General features: G+C 72.4%; 16 protein-coding genes and 1 riboswitch. Of the genes, 10 read left to right on the forward strand and 6 right to left on the reverse strand.

The window, feature by feature from the left end:
* The first annotated feature begins 98 nt into the window (after window positions 1-98).
* Genes ACFV2S_RS31485 through otsB form a run of 3 tightly spaced genes read left to right on the forward strand, consistent with a single transcriptional unit; the run spans window position 99 to window position 2,545 of the window.
* Complete coding sequence (locus ACFV2S_RS31485; protein ID WP_385566803.1) at window positions 99-1,382, forward strand: extracellular solute-binding protein; 1,284 nt, start codon at window positions 99-101, stop codon at window positions 1,380-1,382.
* Window positions 1,383-1,394: 12 nt separating this feature from the next.
* The gene (locus ACFV2S_RS31490) at window positions 1,395-1,652 is read left to right on the forward strand and encodes a DUF3263 domain-containing protein (RefSeq protein WP_385566808.1); all 258 of its coding nucleotides are present in this window, start codon (window positions 1,395-1,397) and stop codon (window positions 1,650-1,652) included.
* A gap of 50 nt (window positions 1,653-1,702) precedes the next feature.
* A complete protein-coding gene (gene otsB / locus ACFV2S_RS31495; protein WP_385566813.1) occupies window positions 1,703-2,545 on the forward strand; it encodes a trehalose-phosphatase in 843 nt (280 codons plus the stop codon).
* Window positions 2,546-2,561: 16 nt separating this feature from the next.
* Here the strand turns inward: otsB and ACFV2S_RS31500 are convergent, their stop codons facing one another.
* Window positions 2,562-3,437 carry an NAD(P)-dependent oxidoreductase gene (locus ACFV2S_RS31500; protein WP_385566817.1) on the reverse strand — a complete coding sequence of 292 codons (876 nt, stop codon included), beginning with the start codon at window positions 3,435-3,437 and terminating at the stop codon, window positions 2,562-2,564.
* Between the two features lie 98 nt (window positions 3,438-3,535).
* On the opposite strand from ACFV2S_RS31500, the gene ACFV2S_RS31505 reads away from it, so the two are divergent.
* The gene (locus ACFV2S_RS31505) at window positions 3,536-3,907 is read left to right on the forward strand and encodes a winged helix-turn-helix transcriptional regulator (RefSeq protein WP_385566822.1); all 372 of its coding nucleotides are present in this window, start codon (window positions 3,536-3,538) and stop codon (window positions 3,905-3,907) included.
* 52 nt (window positions 3,908-3,959) lie between these two features.
* On the opposite strand, the gene ACFV2S_RS31510 is transcribed toward ACFV2S_RS31505, so the two are convergent.
* The 3 genes from ACFV2S_RS31510 to ACFV2S_RS31520 form a co-directional block, all read right to left on the reverse strand.
* On the reverse strand, window positions 3,960-5,312 hold the full coding sequence (locus ACFV2S_RS31510) for a trehalose-6-phosphate synthase (RefSeq protein ID WP_385566826.1): 1,353 nt from the start codon (window positions 5,310-5,312) through the stop codon (window positions 3,960-3,962).
* 82 nt (window positions 5,313-5,394) lie between these two features.
* A complete protein-coding gene (locus ACFV2S_RS31515) occupies window positions 5,395-7,212 on the reverse strand; it encodes a hypothetical protein (RefSeq protein WP_385566831.1) in 1,818 nt (605 codons plus the stop codon).
* A gap of 38 nt (window positions 7,213-7,250) precedes the next feature.
* Window positions 7,251-8,219 carry a glucosyl-3-phosphoglycerate synthase gene (locus ACFV2S_RS31520; protein ID WP_385566835.1) on the reverse strand — a complete coding sequence of 323 codons (969 nt, stop codon included), beginning with the start codon at window positions 8,217-8,219 and terminating at the stop codon, window positions 7,251-7,253.
* 149 nt (window positions 8,220-8,368) lie between these two features.
* Window positions 8,369-8,565, forward strand: a riboswitch (SAM riboswitch).
* On the opposite strand from ACFV2S_RS31520, the gene thrC reads away from it, so the two are divergent.
* From thrC to ACFV2S_RS31545, 5 genes are all read left to right on the forward strand, one after another.
* Window positions 8,559-9,866, forward strand: coding sequence for a threonine synthase (gene thrC / locus ACFV2S_RS31525; RefSeq protein WP_385566931.1), 1,308 nt, complete (start codon window positions 8,559-8,561; stop codon window positions 9,864-9,866). (Overlaps the previous riboswitch by 7 nt.)
* A 39-nt stretch (window positions 9,867-9,905) precedes the next feature.
* Entirely contained in the window at window positions 9,906-10,184 is a 279-nt protein-coding gene (locus tag ACFV2S_RS31530; protein ID WP_017238235.1) for a MoaD/ThiS family protein, read from the forward strand.
* A gap of 397 nt (window positions 10,185-10,581) precedes the next feature.
* Window positions 10,582-10,785: a cold-shock protein gene (locus ACFV2S_RS31535; RefSeq protein WP_015035246.1), complete on the forward strand. Its 204-nt coding sequence runs from the start codon at window positions 10,582-10,584 to the stop codon at window positions 10,783-10,785.
* 308 nt (window positions 10,786-11,093) lie between these two features.
* Window positions 11,094-12,722 carry a chaperonin GroEL gene (gene groL / locus ACFV2S_RS31540; RefSeq protein WP_385566840.1) on the forward strand — a complete coding sequence of 543 codons (1,629 nt, stop codon included), beginning with the start codon at window positions 11,094-11,096 and terminating at the stop codon, window positions 12,720-12,722.
* Window positions 12,723-12,919: 197 nt separating this feature from the next.
* Entirely contained in the window at window positions 12,920-13,390 is a 471-nt protein-coding gene (locus tag ACFV2S_RS31545; protein ID WP_383801575.1) for an SRPBCC domain-containing protein, read from the forward strand.
* A gap of 8 nt (window positions 13,391-13,398) precedes the next feature.
* Here the strand turns inward: ACFV2S_RS31545 and ACFV2S_RS31550 are convergent, their stop codons facing one another.
* Both ACFV2S_RS31550 and ACFV2S_RS31555 read right to left on the reverse strand, forming a co-directional pair.
* Window positions 13,399-14,154 (reverse strand): class I SAM-dependent methyltransferase, encoded by a 756-nt coding sequence (locus ACFV2S_RS31550; protein WP_385566844.1) that lies wholly within the window; start codon window positions 14,152-14,154, stop codon window positions 13,399-13,401.
* Between the two features lie 224 nt (window positions 14,155-14,378).
* A complete protein-coding gene (locus tag ACFV2S_RS31555) occupies window positions 14,379-15,110 on the reverse strand; it encodes a transporter substrate-binding domain-containing protein (protein ID WP_385566847.1) in 732 nt (243 codons plus the stop codon).
* Between the two features lie 159 nt (window positions 15,111-15,269).
* On the opposite strand from ACFV2S_RS31555, the gene ACFV2S_RS31560 reads away from it, so the two are divergent.
* Window positions 15,270-16,766 (forward strand): alpha/beta hydrolase, encoded by a 1,497-nt coding sequence (locus ACFV2S_RS31560; protein ID WP_385566852.1) that lies wholly within the window; start codon window positions 15,270-15,272, stop codon window positions 16,764-16,766.
* Window positions 16,767-16,788: the final 22 nt, after the last annotated feature.

Raw genomic sequence — 16,788 nt, forward strand, 5'->3', positions numbered from 1 at the left:
CCCGGGCGCGGGGCACACTTACGGCCCTGAGAAGTGCAAACACGCAGCTCAATGCAGTGGAAAACCTGTCGGAACGACAGCTCAACGATGAGCAAAAGGTGGATGAAGACGTGGAGCGGCGACGATTCCTTGGACTGACCGCGGCCGCCGCCGCCCTCGGACTGACCACCACGGTCGCCGGCTGCGGCTCCCTCGGCGGCGACTCCGGCGACGTGACCCTCAAGCTGGTCGCCGCCGACTACGACCTGACCGGCGGTGACACCACCAAGAAGTACTGGGCCGACCTCGTCGCCGCCTTCGAGGCCAAGAACCCCGGCGTCAAGGTCGAGGTCGAGGTCGTGTCCTGGGACGACGTCGACCGCAAGGTCGCCGAGATGGTCAAGGCCGGCAAGGCCCCCGACCTCGCGCAGATCGGCGCCTACGCCGACTACGCCGCCGCCGGACAGCTCTACGCCGCCGACGAGCTCCTCTCCATCCCCGTCCAGGCCAACTTCCTCGGACCGCTCGTCGCCGCCGGCGAGTACAAGCGCACCCAGTACGGCATGCCGTTCGTCGCCTCCACCCGGCCCCTCTTCTACAACAAGGACCTCTTCCAGGAGGCCGGCGCCGAGGCCCCCACCACCTGGGACGAGCTCGCCGAGGCCGCCGCCAAGCTCAAGGCCAAGGGCGTCCCCACCCCCTTCGCGCTGCCCCTCGGCCCCGAGGAGGCCCAGGCCGAGGCCCTCATGTGGCTGCTCAGCGGCGGCGGCGGCTGGACCGACGCGTCCGACCGCTACGCCATCGACTCCGACGCCAACGTGCGCACCTTCGAGTGGCTCCGCAAGAAGCTGGTCGGCAAGGACCTCACCGGCCCGGTCGCCCCCGGCAAGCTCAACCGCAAGGCCGCCTTCGCCGCCTTCGCGAACGGCGAGGTCGGCATGCTCAACGGCCACCCCTCGCTCCTCAAGGAGGCCGCCAAGAAGGGCGTCCAGGTCGGACAGGTCCCGCTCCCGGGAGCCGACGGCGCGCCCAAGACCTCCATGGGCGTCGCCGACTGGATCATGGGCTTCAAGGAGAACGGTCACCGCAAGGAGATCGGCGACTTCCTCAACTTCGTCTTCAGCGACGAGAACGTCCTGAAGTTCGCCGGCGACAACGACCTGCTGCCGGTCACCGTCTCCGCCTCCACCCGCATGGAGACCGACCCCGCCCACGCCAACCTGCGCGTCTTCCTCAAGGTCCTCCCCGACGCGCAGCTCCCGCCGGTCGGCAAGACGTCCTGGGCCAGGGTCAGCGAGAACGTCAAGCAGAACATCGGCAAGGCCGTCACCCCGAACGGCCGCCCCGCCGACGTCCTCGGCCGGATAGGCCGGGACGCGACGGCCGCCGAGAACGCGGAGTAATAGGTTGGTCGTATGACCGAAGAGGAGACGGCGGGCGACAGCGGGCTCGGTGAGCGGGAGCGGGATCTGCTCGCCGTCGAGCGCCGGTCCTGGCCCGGGCCCGGGGCCAAGGAGCGGGCCGTCCGCGAACGGCTCGGGCTCTCGCCGACCCGCTACTACCAGCTCCTCAACGCCCTCCTCGACGACCCGCGCGCCCTGGCCCACGACCCGGTGACCGTCAACCGGCTGCGCCGGGTCCGCGAGGAGAGGCAGCGCCGTCGGGAGGGGTGAGTCCTCCGGCCACGCTGACGTGGACCCCGTACGTCGGTAGGGTCGGGAGCATGGTCACCAGCCTCCCGCACCCGGCCACACCTGCCGGCCGCGACGGTCTGGCCGCGCTCCTCGCGCGGCCCGCGAAGGCCGTGGTCGCCCTCGACTTCGACGGCACCCTCGCCGAGATCGTCCCCGATCCCGAGCAGGCCCGCGCCCACCCCGGTGCCGTGGCCGCCCTCGCGGCCCTCGCCCCGCGGGTCGCCTCCGTCGCCGTCGTGACCGGCCGCCCCGCCGGGGTCGCCGTCCGCCACGGCGGCTTCGCCGGCGTCCCCGGCCTGGAGCACCTCGTCGTCCTCGGCCACTACGGCGCCGAACGCTGGGACGCCGTCACCGGCACCGTCAGGGCCGCCGCCCCGCACCCCGGCGTGGCCACCGTCCGCGCCGAGCTCCCCGGCTTCCTCGACCGGGCCGGGGCCTGGCCGGGCGTCTGGATCGAGGAGAAGGGCCGCGCGGTCGCCGTCCACACCCGCCGCGCCCTCGACCCCGAGGGCGCGTTCGAGGCGCTCAAGGGCCCGCTGGGCGATCTCGCGGTCGCCCACGGCCTCGTCCTGGAGCCCGGCCGCATGGTCCTGGAGCTGCGGCCGCCCGGCATGGACAAGGGCGTCGCGCTCGCGGAGTACGTACGGGAGGTGGACGCGGGGTCCGTGCTCTACGCGGGTGACGACCTGGGCGATCTGCCGGCCTTCGCGGCGGTGGAGAAGCTCCGCTCCGACGGCACCCCGGGCGTCCTGGTGTGCAGCGGCTCCAGCGAGGTCCCGGAGCTGGCCGGCCGCGCCGACCTGTCCGTGCAGGGCCCGGCGGGTGTGGTCGCGTTCCTGACGGAACTGGCGGAGGCGGTGAGGGAGGGCTGACGCCCCCCCTCGAGGTCTAGCGGAGCAGCAGGTCCACCACGCCCGTCAGGTCCTCCTCCCCGCGGCCCACGTCGAGCCGGCGGCGCATCAGCTCGAAGTACGGCGCGAGCAGCTCCGGGCTGACGCCCTGCCCCTCGGCGGTGGCCAGGAACGTCGGCGTGCCCGCCACCTGCATGGCGAGGTTCGACACCACGCCCCCGGTGTAGTCGCCCGACCGCAGCCGCGCGGCGGTCCCGTGGACGCCCCCGGACATGGCGGCCAGCCAGTCGGCGAGCAGCGGGGCGAAGGCGACGGGGTCGATGTCCTCCCGGCGGATCAGCGCGAAGGCGTGCGCGGCCCCGGCGAACATTCCGTACATGGCGCTGAGCAGGGCCACGTCGTGCAGGGCCGCGAAGCCCGCGTCCCCGCCGACGTACGTCGTGCCCGCCGGGACGGCCAGGGTCGCCCGGTGCCTCTCGAAGAGCTCCGGCGAGCCGCTGTAGAGGACGTACCCGCCGGCTTCCGGGACGCCGATCATCGGCGGGACGGCCATGATGCCGCCGTCCAGGTAGCGGGCGCCCCGCTCCTCGGCCCACGCGGCCCTGGCCCGGGCCTGGGCGGGTGTCGTGGTGGTGAGGTTGACGAGGTCCCTGCCGGTGAGGTCGACGCCGTCGAGGGCGGCGCCGACGGAGTCGTCGTCGAGGAGGCAGAGGACGACGAGGGTGTTCGCCGCGACGGCCGCGGCCGCGCTGTCGGCGCGCTTCGCGCCTCCGGCGGCGAGGGCGTCCGCGCGGGCCGGGGTGCGGTTCCAGACGGTGAGCGGGTGCCCGGCGGCGAGCCAGGTCCGGGCGAGGGCGGTGCCCATGGCGCCGAGTCCGAGGAGGGAGAGGGGGGAAGGCGTGTGCGCTGTCATGCCCACCAGGCTGCGCCGGGCCCCCGGCCTGCTCAAGTACCCACTTGGGAGTGGGTGGTTACCCTGAGGTGAGCGAACAGGTCAGGAGGGTGGGGCGGATGGCGACACTGAACCGGCCGGGGGACGGGGACGGCCACGTCTGCGGGATCGACACCGCGATGGAGGTCATCGGCGGCAAGTGGAAGGTGCTCATCCTGTGGGCGCTCCACGAGCGGTCGCACCGCCGCTTCGGCGAGCTGCGCCGGCTGGTCCCGGGCATCACGGAGAAGGTCCTCGCGTCCCACCTCCGCGAGCTGGAGGCGGACGGGATCGTCGACCGCGTCTCGTACGACGAGGTCCCGCCCCGCGTCGAGTACGCCCTGACGAAGGACGGCATCCGCCTCAACGACGCCCTCGAACCCCTCGCGGCCTGGGCCAGGACGCGGACCGGGACACCCCCTAGGCCGTTTCTTTCGGATCAGGCCGGATGAGGGAGCGTGCGTGCCAGGCGTCGCGAGCCCGGCAAGATCCGAAAGAGACGGCCTAGCCCCTGAGCGCGTCCAGCTGGTCCAGGAACCAGCGCTGCGGGGGGAGGGCGGTGGCGGCGGCCGCCAGGCGTTTCGTGCGGTCGGCGCGTTCCGCCGGGGGCATGGTCAGGGCCGTGTGGAGGGCCCGGGCCGTCTCCGACACGTCGAAGGGGTTCACCGTGAGGGCGTCCTCGTGGAGCTCCTCGTGGGCGCCCGCCTCCCGGGAGAGGACGAGGGCGCACCCGTTCTCCGAGACGACCGGTATCTCCTTGGCCACCAGGTTCATGCCGTCCCGCACCGGGTTCACCAGGGCCACGTCCGCCAGGCGGTAGGCGGCCAGGGAGCGGGTGAAGTCGTCCTCGACCGAGACGAGGACCGGCTGCCAGCCGGCCGTGCCGAACTCGGCGTTGATCTCCGCCGCGAGGTCCGAGACCGCCGTCGTGTAGGCGCGGTACGACTCCAGGTCCTGGCGCGAGGGGTACGCGGAGGCCAGGTGGACCACGCGGTCGCGCCACTCGGGGTGGGTGATGAGGAGCTCGCGGTAGGCCAGGAGGCCCCGCAGGATGTTCTTCGAGAGTTCCGTGCGGTCCACCCGGACGATCGTCTTCCGGCCGCCGGTCTCGTCCCGCAGCCGTGCCACGCGCTCGTCCACCTCCGGCCGGTGGGCCAGGGCCCTCAGCTCCTCGCCGTCCACGCCCAGGGGGTACGTCGCCACCCGGGTGCGGCCGAGGTCGCCCGCGCCGCCCTCGAAGGCCTCGGCCCACGCGCGGGTGTGGAAGCCGAGGCGGTCGGCGCCGAGCATGCCCCGGAGGAGTTCCCCGCGGATGTCGTCCGGGAGCATCCCCAGGTACGCGGGCGAGGCCCAGGGGGTGTGGGTGAAGTGGGCGATGCGCAGGTCCGGGCGGAGCTCCCGGAGCTGTCCCGGGACCAGGGCCAGGTGGTAGTCCTGGACCAGGACCGCCGCGCCCTGTGCCGCCTCCGCGGCGAGGGCCTCGGCGAAGGCCAGGTTGTAGGCGCGGTACGACGCCCAGAGGCGGCGGAACTCCGCGTCGAAGACCGGTTCGCGCGGGATGTCGTACAGGTGGTGGTGGAGGAACCACAGCACCGAGTTCGCGATGCCGTTGTACGCGTCCGCGTACACGGACGGATCGATGTCCAGCATCCGCACGCCCGGCTCGGCCGTCCCGCGCCGCACCGCCTCGCGGTCGCCCGCGCCGAGCGCCGCGCACACCCAGAGGCTCTCCCGCGCGTCGATGGTGCTCAGGGCCGACGCCAGGCCGCCGCCGCCCTTGCGGGCGTCGAGCGAGCCGTCCTCGCCGAGCGCGTACGAGACGGGGCCCCGGTTGGATGCCACGAGCACAGTAGCCATGTGGCGAACCTAGCCCGTCTCGTAAACGCTCAAACGTACGTATACGAGACGGGCCGATTCGGCCACGGGCAGTCATCGCAGGTCAGTCGCGTCGGCCGCGCATCGCCGCCTTCGCGACCAGGCCTGTCGCGGCCAGCGCCACCGCGAGCGCGCCGAGCAGCCAGAGGCGCTCGCCGTTGCTTCCCGTCTCGGCCATGGAGCCGGCGTGCCGGTCTCCCTGCGGGCCCGGGGCCGGGGGCGCGGGGGAGGGCGGGGACACCGGGTCGGTGGGCGGGGTGCCCGGTTCCGGGGAGGAGGTCTCCGGGTCCGGCTCGGGGTCCGGCGGGGTCGGGGTCGGGGGCGGGGTCGTCGGGGTCGGGGTCGTCGGGGTCGGGGTCGGCTTCCGGTTCTCCAGCGTCGGGGTCGCCGCGCAGGACGGGTCCCGGCCGCCGTCCGGGCAGTTCGAGCGCGGGGACCGCACGACCACGCCGCCGCGGAGCCGCCCGTCGCCCGTCGCCGGATCCCTGACCGTCACCGAGTAGGTGACCGTCGCCGTCCTCCCGGCCGGGAGGGTCCCCACGTATCCGATCCCCGGCTTCTCGTACGAGACCCTGCCGAGGTCCGTCCGCACGTCGCCGTTGTAGTCGGCGTCGTCCAGGATCCCGGTCAGGTCGTCGCCGAAGGTCGCGTCCGGGTGGTCGGTCCCGCCGGTGTTCTTCGCCGTGATCGTGTACGTGACGGTGTCGCCCGGCTCCACCGTGCGCGGGGTCGCCGTCTGGGTGATCTCCAGGTCGGGGACCGGCACCGAGAGGGCGAGCCCGGCCGGCACGTAGGTGTCGCCGCCGGTGGAGAAGGTGAGGTCCGCCGAGGTCGCGCCCGGCGGGACGGCGCCGGGCGGGACGTCGAAGGCCTTGGCGTCGACGCTCAGGTTGTCGCCGAGCCGCGGGGCGACCGCGCCGTCGGCCGCGCCGGCGAAGAAGTCGTCCGTGGTGCCGGTGCGGGCCTCGGTGACGCTCCTGCCGTCCACGAGGAACCGGTCGCCCGGCGTGTTCCGGTCGCCCTCGTACGCCGTCACGCTCGCGCGCACCGTGCCGGGGCCCCGCCGGAAGCCGTCCACGGTGATCGTGGTCGCGGGGGACGTGGAGCGCTGGAGGACGTGGCCGCCGTAGACGTGGACGCTGCGCCGCACGGGGGCCTTCACCGGGTCCGGGCCCGGGAACGCGTGGACGACCGTCAGGGACCAGCCCGCCACGCAGCCCTTGCCGCTCGGCGCCCACACGTGGCCGACCGCCACCCGCGCGTCCGTCCCCGAGACGCCCGCGAAGGCGGCGGTCACGTCGGACTCGCCCGTGTAGTAGTGCGGGCCGCCGGTGTCGGCCGGGTCGGCGACCATGCTGTCGATCGAGACCGGGGTCGCCGCCCCGGCCCCGACCCTGAGCACCGGGGCCGTCGTCGTCGGGTCGCCGGGGGACCGCCCGACGTCCGCGCCGGAGGGGTCGCAGCGCTGCAGCGGGGCGCCGCTCGGGCCCTTGTACGTGCCGTCGTTGCCGCCCCAGAAGAGGCGGGCGTACGCGACCCGGGCACCCGCAGGGATCCGCACGTGGCCGGTGCTGGAGCCGTATGCGGCGGTCCCGGTGCCGGCCGCGTCGATCCGCCGCATCACGAAGGTGTTGTTGTTGTCCGAGCCCTGGCCCGAGGCCGCCGCCGCGCAGCGCGCCGCCGGGCCGGCCGGGGCGTCCGGGCAGCCCATGACCGTGTTGCCGATCGTGGTGAAGTCGCCGTACAGCGACGCGTCGTACCGCCGGCCGAAGGGCTCGATCACGTCCGCGGCGGCCGGGGCGGCCGTCGCGCAGGCGAGCGAGCCCGCCGTGAGCCCGAGGGCCGCGAGCACCCTGCCCAGGTGATGGTGTCTGAAGCGCATAAAAGGGCAATTTATGCAAAACAGATCATCACGCGGCGTTACGCCACGCGGCGCTGCGCGTACTCCGTGACCTCGGCCATCGGCGGCCGCTCCTCGGTGTCCACCGCGTACGTCCGCGGCTCGAAGCCCTTCTCGCCCCGCTCGAACTGCGTCAGCCACGGCCGCACCAGATGGCCCCGCGAGAGCCGCAGCTGGGCCGTCCGGTAGATCGCCGCCGCCATCCGGCCCAGCGCGAGGCCGTCCTGGTGCCGGTGCTTGCGCACCCCCACGTCCACCTGGGCCAGCGCGTCCAGGCCCACCGTGTGCAGGGCGTCCACGAGCAGCCCCAGCTCCACTCCGTAACCGACCGGGAACGGCAGCCGTTCGAGCAGCGAGCGCCGCGCCGCGTACTCGCCGCCCAGCGGCTGCACGAAGCCGGCCAGCTGCGGCCAGTGCAGGTTGAGGAGCGGGCGGGCCACCAGTTCGGTGACGCGGCCGCCCTGACCGGGAGTCCTGCCGGAGGCGGGCCCGTCGAATTCAGGACCGAACGGGCGGTCGTACATCGCCTTCACGAGGTGCACGTCCGGGTCGGTGAGCAGCGGGCCCACGATCCCCGTCACGAAGTCCGCCGAGAAGTCCCGCAGGTCCGCGTCCACGAAGCACACGACGTCCCCGCTCGTCACCATCAGTGACCGCCAGAGCACCTCGCCCTTGCCGGGCACCGCCGGTATGCGGGGGAGTATCGCGTCCCGGGCGACCACCCGCGCGCCGGCCGCCGCCGCCACCTCCGCCGTGCGGTCCGTGGAGCCCGAGTCGATCACCACCAGCTCGTCGACGAGCGGCACCGCCTCCGACATCAGTTCGCGCCGGATCACGGAGACGATGTCGCCGACCGTCGCCTCCTCGTTCAGCGCGGGCAGGACGACGCTGACCGTCGTGTTCCGCTTGGCTGCGAGCACCCGGTCGAGCGGGCGGTCGGACACGGACCAGGACCGCCGGGCCAGCCAGCGCTCCACTTCCTCCAGCACGTGATCTCCATCTCGCGGTTCGGACGGCCGGTTCATGGTTCCGGGCCTTCGGTTACAGTCTTGAACAACGCGGATGCCCGATGCACGTCGGGGTGCCGACCGCGTCGGAGCGCAGGAACGAAAGTCCACCACGCTTCACAATCGAATACCGCTCATCCAGAGGGGCAGAGGGAAACGGCCCGTTGAAGCCCCGGCAACCCTCCAGTCGGTTCGTCTCGCCCACCCGTCTCCCGGCCACCACCCCTAGTGGTGTCCTGACGGACGCAGTTCTTTGCGCGAGGTCCCCGGCTAGGGAAGGTGCCAAATCCGTCTCATGGCGAAAAATTCGTCATGGGAAAGATGAGGAGAAAGGGCCTCGCCTCCATGGCTGTTCAGACCGTCGCACCCACCAACGTCGACCTCGGTCCCGCGTCCGGGCTCTCCTGTCGCGAATGCGGTGAAGTCTTCCCGCTCGGCCCGATCTTCGCCTGCGAGCTCTGCTTCGGACCGCTCGAAGTCGCGTACGACCTCCCCACCGGTGACCCCGAGGCACTGCGCAAGCAGATCGAGGCCGGCCCCGCCAACATCTGGCGCTACGCCCCGCTGCTGCCCGTCCCGGCCGACGTCGCCGAGAAGCCGAACCTGAACCCCGGCTGGACCAAGCTCGTCCAGGCCGACAACCTCGCCGCCGAGATCGGCGTCGCCCCCGGCAAGCTCTTCGTCAAGGACGACTCCGGCAACCCGACCCACTCCTTCAAGGACCGGGTCGTCGCCCAGGCGCTCGAAGCCGCCCGCGCCTTCGGCTTCACCACCCTCTCCTGCTCCTCCACCGGCAACCTGGCCGGCGCCGTCGGCGCCGCCGCCGCCCGCGCCGGCTTCCGCTCCTGCGTGTTCATCCCGCACGACCTGGAGCAGGGCAAGGTCGTCATGGCCGGTGTCTACGGCGGTGACCTCGTCGCCATCGAGGGCAACTACGACGACGTCAACCGCTTCTGCTCGGAGCTCATCGGCGACCCGCTCGGCGAGGGCTGGGGCTTCGTGAACGTCAACCTCCGCCCGTACTACGGCGAGGGCTCGAAGACGCTCGCGTACGAGATCTGCGAGCAGCTCGGCTGGGTCATCCCCGACCAGCTCGTCATCCCGATCGCCTCCGGCTCCCAGCTCACCAAGATCGACAAGGGTCTGCAGGAGCTCATCAAGCTGGGCCTCGTCGAGGACAAGCCGTACAAGATCTTCGGCGCCCAGGCCGAGGGCTGCTCCCCGGTCTCCGCCGCCTTCAAGGCCGGCCACGACGTGGTCCGCCCGCAGAAGCCGAACACGATCGCCAAGTCGCTGGCGATCGGCAACCCGGCCGACGGCCCGTACGTCCTCGACATCGCCCGCCGCACCGGCGGCGCCGTGGAGGACGTGAACGACGAGCAGGTCGTCGAGGCCATCAAGATCCTCGCCCGCACCGAGGGCATCTTCGCGGAGACCGCGGGCGGCGTGACCGTCGGCGTCACCAAGAAGCTCGTCGAGGCCGGTCTCATCGACCCGGACCTGACCACCGTCGTCCTCAACACGGGCGACGGACTCAAGACCCTGGACGCGGTGGCCGACACCTCTCAGGCGACCGTCACCATCCGCCCGAGCCTGGAGGCGTTCCGCGACGCCGGCCTGGCCGTCTGAGTCCGTCCGCCTCCTGGCCCACCGAAAGGTTCCGCAGTCATGGCCGTGAACGTCCGCATCCCCACCATCCTCCGCACCTACACGGGCGGTCAGTCCGAGGTCCAGGCCGAGGGCGCGACCCTCGCCGAGGTCATCGCGGACCTGGAGAAGAACCACACGGGCATCGCCGCCCGCGTCCTGGACGACCAGGGCAAGCTGCGCCGCTTCGTCAACGTCTACGTCAACGACGACGACGTGCGCTTCGAGCAGGGCCTGGAGACGGCCACCCCGGCCGGCGCGGGCGTCTCGATCATCCCGGCCGTCGCCGGCGGCTGCTGAGCCGCACCGGCTGTCCCGTCTTTCTCGAATTGCCCCTTCCGCGTCAATAAGCGGAAGGGGCAATTCTGCATGGTTGAGCGCGGTAGAGTTGGGGAAGTCACCTCCGCTGCTCATGCCGGGCGCATATGAGAATGCGTCCCCGCACGACAAGAAGCAGCCAAAGTGCCTGCGCGTTGTGTACGTTCTGCGCGCTTTGCCGGGCCCGACTTGCCCCGTAATTCCGGGGATTCTCCCCAATTCCCCTTTCCGGGACGCCCAGAATTCTCGGTCGAATGACCTGTTGCAGAGGGCAGTTGGGCAGATACATTCAGCGGCGGTCGACGCGTTCCGGCGCAGGGTCTGACCCGGGTCCGCGAGGTGCGGTCCCGCGCAAGGGCCAGTAATAGGGGAGTTAGGCATGGCTCAGGGCACCGTCAAGTGGTTCAACGCGGAGAAGGGCTACGGCTTCATCGCGGTAGACGGTGGTGCGGATGTTTTCGTCCACTACAGCGCGATCCAGATGGATGGCTACCGCAGCCTCGAAGAGGGCCAGCGGGTCGAGTTCGAGATCTCGCAGGGCCAGAAGGGTCCGCAGGCGGACATGGTCAAGCTCGCCGTCTGAGCGCGGCGCGATCGGCCACCGACGCAACGCCGTCGAGGGGTCCGCATCCCTGAGGGGATGCGGACCCCTCGTGCGTTCCCGAACCTCGCCGGAGAGGTGCCCGATCCACGAGAGTCGCTTGCACTCGCATGGGTCGAGTGCTAATCATTGGCGTTAGCACTCGGAAGGTGAGAGTGCTTACGAGGATCGGGCAGACGAGGCCCGCGGCCAGGTGGGGCAAGGAACCACCGGGCACGCAGGCCGTCCGTCGCGGGCGTCGGCGCGGTCCTGGAGCGTTATCCACCCCATGTCCGGGAGGACCACTTCACATGGCCAAGATCATCGCGTTCGACGAGGAGGCCCGGCGCGGTCTCGAGCGCGGCATGAACCAGCTCGCTGACGCCGTCAAGGTCACCCTCGGCCCCAAGGGCCGCAACGTCGTCCTCGAGAAGAAGTGGGGCGCCCCCACGATCACCAACGATGGTGTCTCCATCGCCAAGGAGATCGAGCTCGAGGACCCGTACGAGAAGATCGGCGCCGAGCTGGTCAAGGAAGTCGCCAAGAAGACGGACGACGTCGCCGGCGACGGTACGACCACCGCCACCGTTCTCGCGCAGGCGCTCGTCCGCGAGGGCCTCCGCAACGTCGCCGCCGGTGCCAACCCGATGGCCCTCAAGCGCGGCATCGAGAAGGCCGTCGAGGCCGTCTCCGGCGCCCTGCTGGAGCAGGCGAAGGATGTCGAGACCAAGGAGCAGATCGCTTCCACGGCCTCCATCTCCGCCGCCGACACCCAGATCGGCGAGCTCATCGCCGAGGCGATGGACAAGGTCGGCAAGGAAGGCGTCATCACCGTCGAGGAGTCCCAGACCTTCGGTCTGGAGCTGGAGCTCACCGAGGGCATGCGCTTCGACAAGGGCTACATCTCGGCGTACTTCGCCACCGACATGGAGCGCATGGAGTCGTCCCTCGACGACCCCTACCTCCTGATCGTCAACTCCAAGATCTCCTCCGTGAAGGACCTCCTTCCGCTCCTGGAGAAGGTCATGCAGTCGGGCAAGCCGCTGCTGATCATCGCCGAGGACGTCGAGGGCGAGGCCCTGTCGACCCTGGTCGTCAACAAGATCCGCGGCACCTTCAAGTCCGTCGCGGTCAAGGCCCCGGGCTTCGGCGACCGCCGCAAGGCCATGCTGAACGACATCGCCATCCTCACGGGCGGCACGGTCATCTCCGAGGAGGTCGGCCTCAAGCTCGAGAACGCGGGCCTGGACCTGCTCGGCCGCGCCCGCAAGGTCGTCATCACCAAGGACGAGACCACCATCGTCGACGGTGCCGGTGACAGCGAGCAGGTCGCCGGTCGCGTGAACCAGATCCGCGCCGAGATCGAGAACTCCGACTCGGACTACGACCGCGAGAAGCTCCAGGAGCGCCTCGCGAAGCTGGCCGGCGGCGTGGCCGTCATCAAGGCCGGTGCCGCGACCGAGGTCGAGCTCAAGGAGCGCAAGCACCGCATCGAGGACGCCGTTCGCAACGCGAAGGCGGCCGTCGAGGAGGGCATCGTCGCCGGCGGTGGCGTCGCCCTGCTCCAGGCGTCGAGCGTCTTCGAGAAGCTCGAGGCGGACCTGGCGGGCGACGAGGCCACCGGTGCCAACATCGTCAAGCTGGCCCTTGAGGCCCCGCTGAAGCAGATCGCGGTCAACGCCGGCCTCGAGGGCGGCGTCGTGGCGGAGAAGGTCCGCAACCTGCCCGTCGGCCACGGCCTGAACGCCGCGACCAACGAGTACGTCGACCTCATCGCCGAGGGCATCATCGACCCGGCGAAGGTCACGCGCTCCGCGCTGCAGAACGCCGCGTCGATCGCCGCGCTGTTCCTCACCACCGAGGCCGTCATCGCCGACAAGCCGGAGAAGGCCGCCGCGCCGGCCGGCGGCGGCATGCCGGGCGGTGACATGGACTTCTGATCCTGACGGATCGGCAGTTCATCGCTGAACGCGAACGAGGGCGGCACCCCCACCGGGGGGTGCCGCCCTCGGGCGTTGCGCGGGACGGGCCCGGCGCCCGCCGACGCACTCGGCACCCGCCCGTGGACCCGTTCATTCGCTTTACGGGAGTGCCGGGGTGATCCTGGAATGGACCCTTTCGTGAAAGGAACGGAGCCATGGTCACCCTCCTCACGACGCCGGCCGACCGCGAACTGGTCATCACCCGTACCTTCGGCGCCCCGCCGGCCCGCGTCTGGGAGGCCTGGACGCGGCCCGAGCACGTGCGGGCGTGGTACGGGGTGGCGGGGCTGACCACGACGGTCGTCGACATCGACCTGAGGACGGGCGGGGCCTGGCGCTGGGGGCAGCGGGCGCCGGACGGCCAGGAGATCGTCTTCTCCGGCACGTACGAGGACGTCGTCCCGGTGGAGCGGCTCGACTACACGGAGGTGTTCGAGCAGATGCCGGACGCCGAGCCGGTCCGCGTGACCCTGACCTTCGACGCGACGCCCGACGGCGGCACGGCCCTGACCAGCACGTCCTTCTGGCCCTCGAACGAGACGAGGGACCAGGCGCTGGCGGCGGGCATGGAGTCGGGGGTGCGGGAGCAGTACGACCGGCTGGCCGAGCACCTGGCGGGGATGTAGCCCCGGGGCTACGGGCGGCGGAAGAGGCCCGTCCAGAGGAAGGACTCGCCGAAGGCGGGGGATTCCGCGTCCTGGGCGCGCATGCGGCGCAGTTCGATCTCCGTCAGGCCGGCCCCGGCCGGGTCGGCGAAGAGCGCGCGGAGCGCGGTGTCGGTGTAGGCGAGTCCGCCGTGCAGCCGGCCCTGCCGGTAGAAGTCGGCGTCGGGGAGTTCGGAGCCCATGCCGCCCTCGCCGGCCGCGAACGCGGTGAGCGCGAAGTGGCCGCCGGGGGCGAGGGCCCGGTCGAGGAGGGCGAGGTAGCTGATGCGGCGGTGCGGGGGGAGGTGGTGGAAGCAGCCGGAGTCGTAGACGAGGTCGTACGGCCCGTCGAGGGCGGCGGTGAAGGCGTCCCCGCACACGAACCGGACGTTCTCGGTGCCCGTCGCGGCGGCCCGTTCCTCCGCCCAGGCGACGGCCGTGGGCGAGAGGTCGACGGCGGTGACGTCGAAGCCGGCCGACGCGAGGTGCAGGGCGTTCCGGCCGGGCCCGCAGCCGAGGTCGAGGACCTTGCCGCCGGCCGGGAGCAGGCCCCGTCCGACGTACGAGAGGAGGTTCTCGTCGGGCTTCGCGACGAAGAACGGCACGGGCCTGTCCCGGTCCGCGTAGAACCCGTCCCACCACGCGGCCCCGCCCTCCGTCCAGCGGTCGGCGCCGGGCGGGAACAGGCCGTCGAGCAGGGTGAGTACGTCGTCGATCGTGCGGATGTCGCGGTGTGTGGCGTCCAAGTGGATCTCCCCTCCGAGTCCCCCAAGAATAGGGTGAGTTGAAGGAAAAGCCCAGGTCAGAGGCGGTGTGCAGATGTCTCGTGCGGGCGCCGGTCGGCCCGTGGCGGGGCTCCCGACCCTCTGGGGCGGAGGCGGCCCGCAGGCCCCCGGAAGCCCGCCTCCAGGCCCCGGAAGAGCCCTTCCAGGGCTTCGCGGGGCCCGGTTTCTGGCGCCTTCGAGGGCCGTCAGGCCGGTGGGGCCAGGAGTTCCGCGTCCTGGCCCGCGCGGCGCAGCGCGTCCGCGACGAAGCCGTTCGCCTTCAGCTCCTCCACCGTGTCGCGGAGGAACGCGACGGTCTCGGGGCGCCGGTCCACCGTCGTCCCGACGGCCTGCCGGATCTCCATGAACCGGCCCTCGATCAGCCGCACGTCCGGGTGTGCGGCGGCGTACGCGGTGAGCGGCTGCCGGATGCCCGCGCCGGCCTCCAGGTCCTCCGCGCGGAACGTGTCGACGCCCTCCTCGCCGCGCACCACGGTCGCGTGGGCGAGACTCCGCGAGAGGAACAGGTCGTAGGCGGAGCCCTTCTTGACCCCGATCCGCACGCCCGGTGCGTCCACCTCCTCGACGGTGGTGAGCGCCGAGCCGCTCGGGACGGCGTACACGCCCTCGATCACGACGTACGGGGCGGTGAACGCGACCTCCGTCTCCCGCGCCGGGTCCACGGCGAGGAAGCAGAGGTCCGCCCGGCCGTCTGCCATCGCGTCGAAGGACTTCCGTGCCGCGTCGAAGCAGAGGAGCTCGACGGGCAGGCCGAGCCGCGCCCCGATCTCCCGCGCCAGGTCCACGGTGATCCCGCCCGGCGCCTCGGGGGTGCCCTGCGCGAGCACCGGGTTCCCGAGGTTGACGGAGGCCCGGAGGACGCCGGTGGGGGCGAGGTCGGCGGCGACTGCGGGGTTCGGTGGGGTGGTGGTCGTCATGGGCGGAGTCTAGGCAGGGGGTGGGCGCGGTCGGGCGGGGTGGTCGCCGTCCCCCGTCGAGCTCGGCGAACACCCCCCGTCCGGCCGGGGGTTGGCCCCACCTCCGACCCGCCTGTCTGCCGGATGGGGCCCGTGCGCCCGGTCCGCGAGGCTGTGCGCATGACAACGAACCGTGGACGCAAGGCCCTGATGCTCGCCCTCTCCGCCGCCGCCGTGGCCGGCGTCGCCCTCGCCGGTGGCGGGGCCGCCCCCGCCGCTGCCGCCGGACTGCGGTGGGGCGACTGCGACCCCGCCGTGAAGCCGCTGCCGGGCCAGCAGTGCGCCACGCTCTCCGTCCCCCTCGACTACGCCGACCCGCGGGGCGAGCAGATCGGGCTCGCCGTCGCCCGGCTGCCCAGCACCCGGCCCGAGGCCCGGCGCGGGACGCTCATGGTGATCCCGGGCGGCCCGGGGAGCTCCGGGGTGCAGCGGCTCGGGCAGAAGGGGGCCGCCCTCGCGAAGGAGATGGACGGCGCCTACGACCTCGTCGCCTTCGACCCGCGCGGGGTCGGCGGCTCGGCGAAGGCCCGGTGCGGCTTCGCCGAGGACGACCGGCGCCTGGTGACCCTGCGGTCCTGGCCCGCCGCCGACGGCGGCATCGGCGAGAACGTGGCCCGCTCGCGGCGTATGGCCGAGGACTGCGCGCGGAACGGGGGCGCGATGGTCCGCGGCCTCACCACGGCCAACCAGGTCCGGGACCTCGACCGGCTGCGGCAGGCGCTCGGCGAGCGGAAGCTGTCGGCGTGGAGCGTGTCGTACGGGACGTACGTGGCCGCCGTGTACGCCCAGAAGTTCCCGGAGCGCACCGACCGCTGGGTCCTCGACAGCAGCGCCGATCCGGACCCGAGGCGCGTCGCCCGGGGCTGGCTCGCGGACATGGCGCGCGGAGTCGAGGACCGCTTCCCGGACTTCGCGGCCTGGGCCGCCCACCCGGACCGGGCGGCGGAGGGCCTGCGCCTCGCCGGACGTGCCGAGGACGTGCGGCCGTTGTTCCTGGAGCTGGCCGCCCGGCTCGACCGTGAGCCGCGGACGTCGACGACCCCCGGGACGCCGCTGACGGGCACGGTGCTGCGGCAGGCGCTCCAGCAGGCGCTCTACTCCGACGCCGCCTTCCCGGGCCTCGCCCGGCTGATGTCCCAGGCCCTCGACCCGGCGGGCGTGCCGGTGCTGCCGCCCGAGCTGGCCGGTCCGATGCCCGACGAGGCGGCCACGGTGAGCGTCGGCGTGATCTGCAACGACGTCGACTGGCCCCGTTCCGTGCCGGCGTACGAGCGGGCCGTCGCGGCGGACCGGGTGCGTTACCCGCTGACGGCGGGCCTGCCGGCGAACATCACGCCGTGCTCGTTCTGGAAGGGCGGCGCGGTGGAGAAGCCGACCCGGATCACGGACCGGGGCCCGTCGAACGTGCTCATGATCCAGAACCTGCGCGACCCGTCGACCCCGCACTCCGCCGGTCTGAAGATGCGCGGGGCCTTCGGGGACCGGGCGCGCCTGGTCTCCGTCGACAAGGGCGGCCACGCGGTCTACCTGGGGAACGGGAACGCGTGCGGCGACCGGGCGGTGACGCGCTTCCTGACGGAGGGCGTGCGGCCGGCGCGGGACGTGCTCTGCCGGTGACGGGGACGGAAGGGGGCCCGCC

This window comes from Streptomyces sp. NPDC059695, from assembly GCF_042733785.1.
Classification (GTDB): Bacteria; Actinomycetota; Actinomycetes; order Streptomycetales; family Streptomycetaceae; genus Streptomyces.

Coding starts and splice junctions, on each gene's coding strand:
- ACFV2S_RS31490 (WP_385566808.1), top strand. CDS start 1,395: ATGACCGAAGAGGAGACGGCGGGCGACAGCGGGCTCGGTGAGCGGGAG.
- otsB (WP_385566813.1), top strand. CDS start 1,703: ATGGTCACCAGCCTCCCGCACCCGGCCACACCTGCCGGCCGCGACGGT.
- ACFV2S_RS31500 (WP_385566817.1), bottom strand. CDS start 3,437: ATGACAGCGCACACGCCTTCCCCCCTCTCCCTCCTCGGACTCGGCGCC.
- ACFV2S_RS31505 (WP_385566822.1), top strand. CDS start 3,536: ATGGCGACACTGAACCGGCCGGGGGACGGGGACGGCCACGTCTGCGGG.
- ACFV2S_RS31510 (WP_385566826.1), bottom strand. CDS start 5,312: ATGGCTACTGTGCTCGTGGCATCCAACCGGGGCCCCGTCTCGTACGCG.
- ACFV2S_RS31515 (WP_385566831.1), bottom strand. CDS start 7,212: ATGCGCTTCAGACACCATCACCTGGGCAGGGTGCTCGCGGCCCTCGGG.
- thrC (WP_385566931.1), top strand. CDS start 8,559: ATGAGGAGAAAGGGCCTCGCCTCCATGGCTGTTCAGACCGTCGCACCC.
- ACFV2S_RS31530 (WP_017238235.1), top strand. CDS start 9,906: ATGGCCGTGAACGTCCGCATCCCCACCATCCTCCGCACCTACACGGGC.
- ACFV2S_RS31535 (WP_015035246.1), top strand. CDS start 10,582: ATGGCTCAGGGCACCGTCAAGTGGTTCAACGCGGAGAAGGGCTACGGC.
- groL (WP_385566840.1), top strand. CDS start 11,094: ATGGCCAAGATCATCGCGTTCGACGAGGAGGCCCGGCGCGGTCTCGAG.
- ACFV2S_RS31545 (WP_383801575.1), top strand. CDS start 12,920: ATGGTCACCCTCCTCACGACGCCGGCCGACCGCGAACTGGTCATCACC.
- ACFV2S_RS31555 (WP_385566847.1), bottom strand. CDS start 15,110: ATGACGACCACCACCCCACCGAACCCCGCAGTCGCCGCCGACCTCGCC.
- ACFV2S_RS31560 (WP_385566852.1), top strand. CDS start 15,270: ATGACAACGAACCGTGGACGCAAGGCCCTGATGCTCGCCCTCTCCGCC.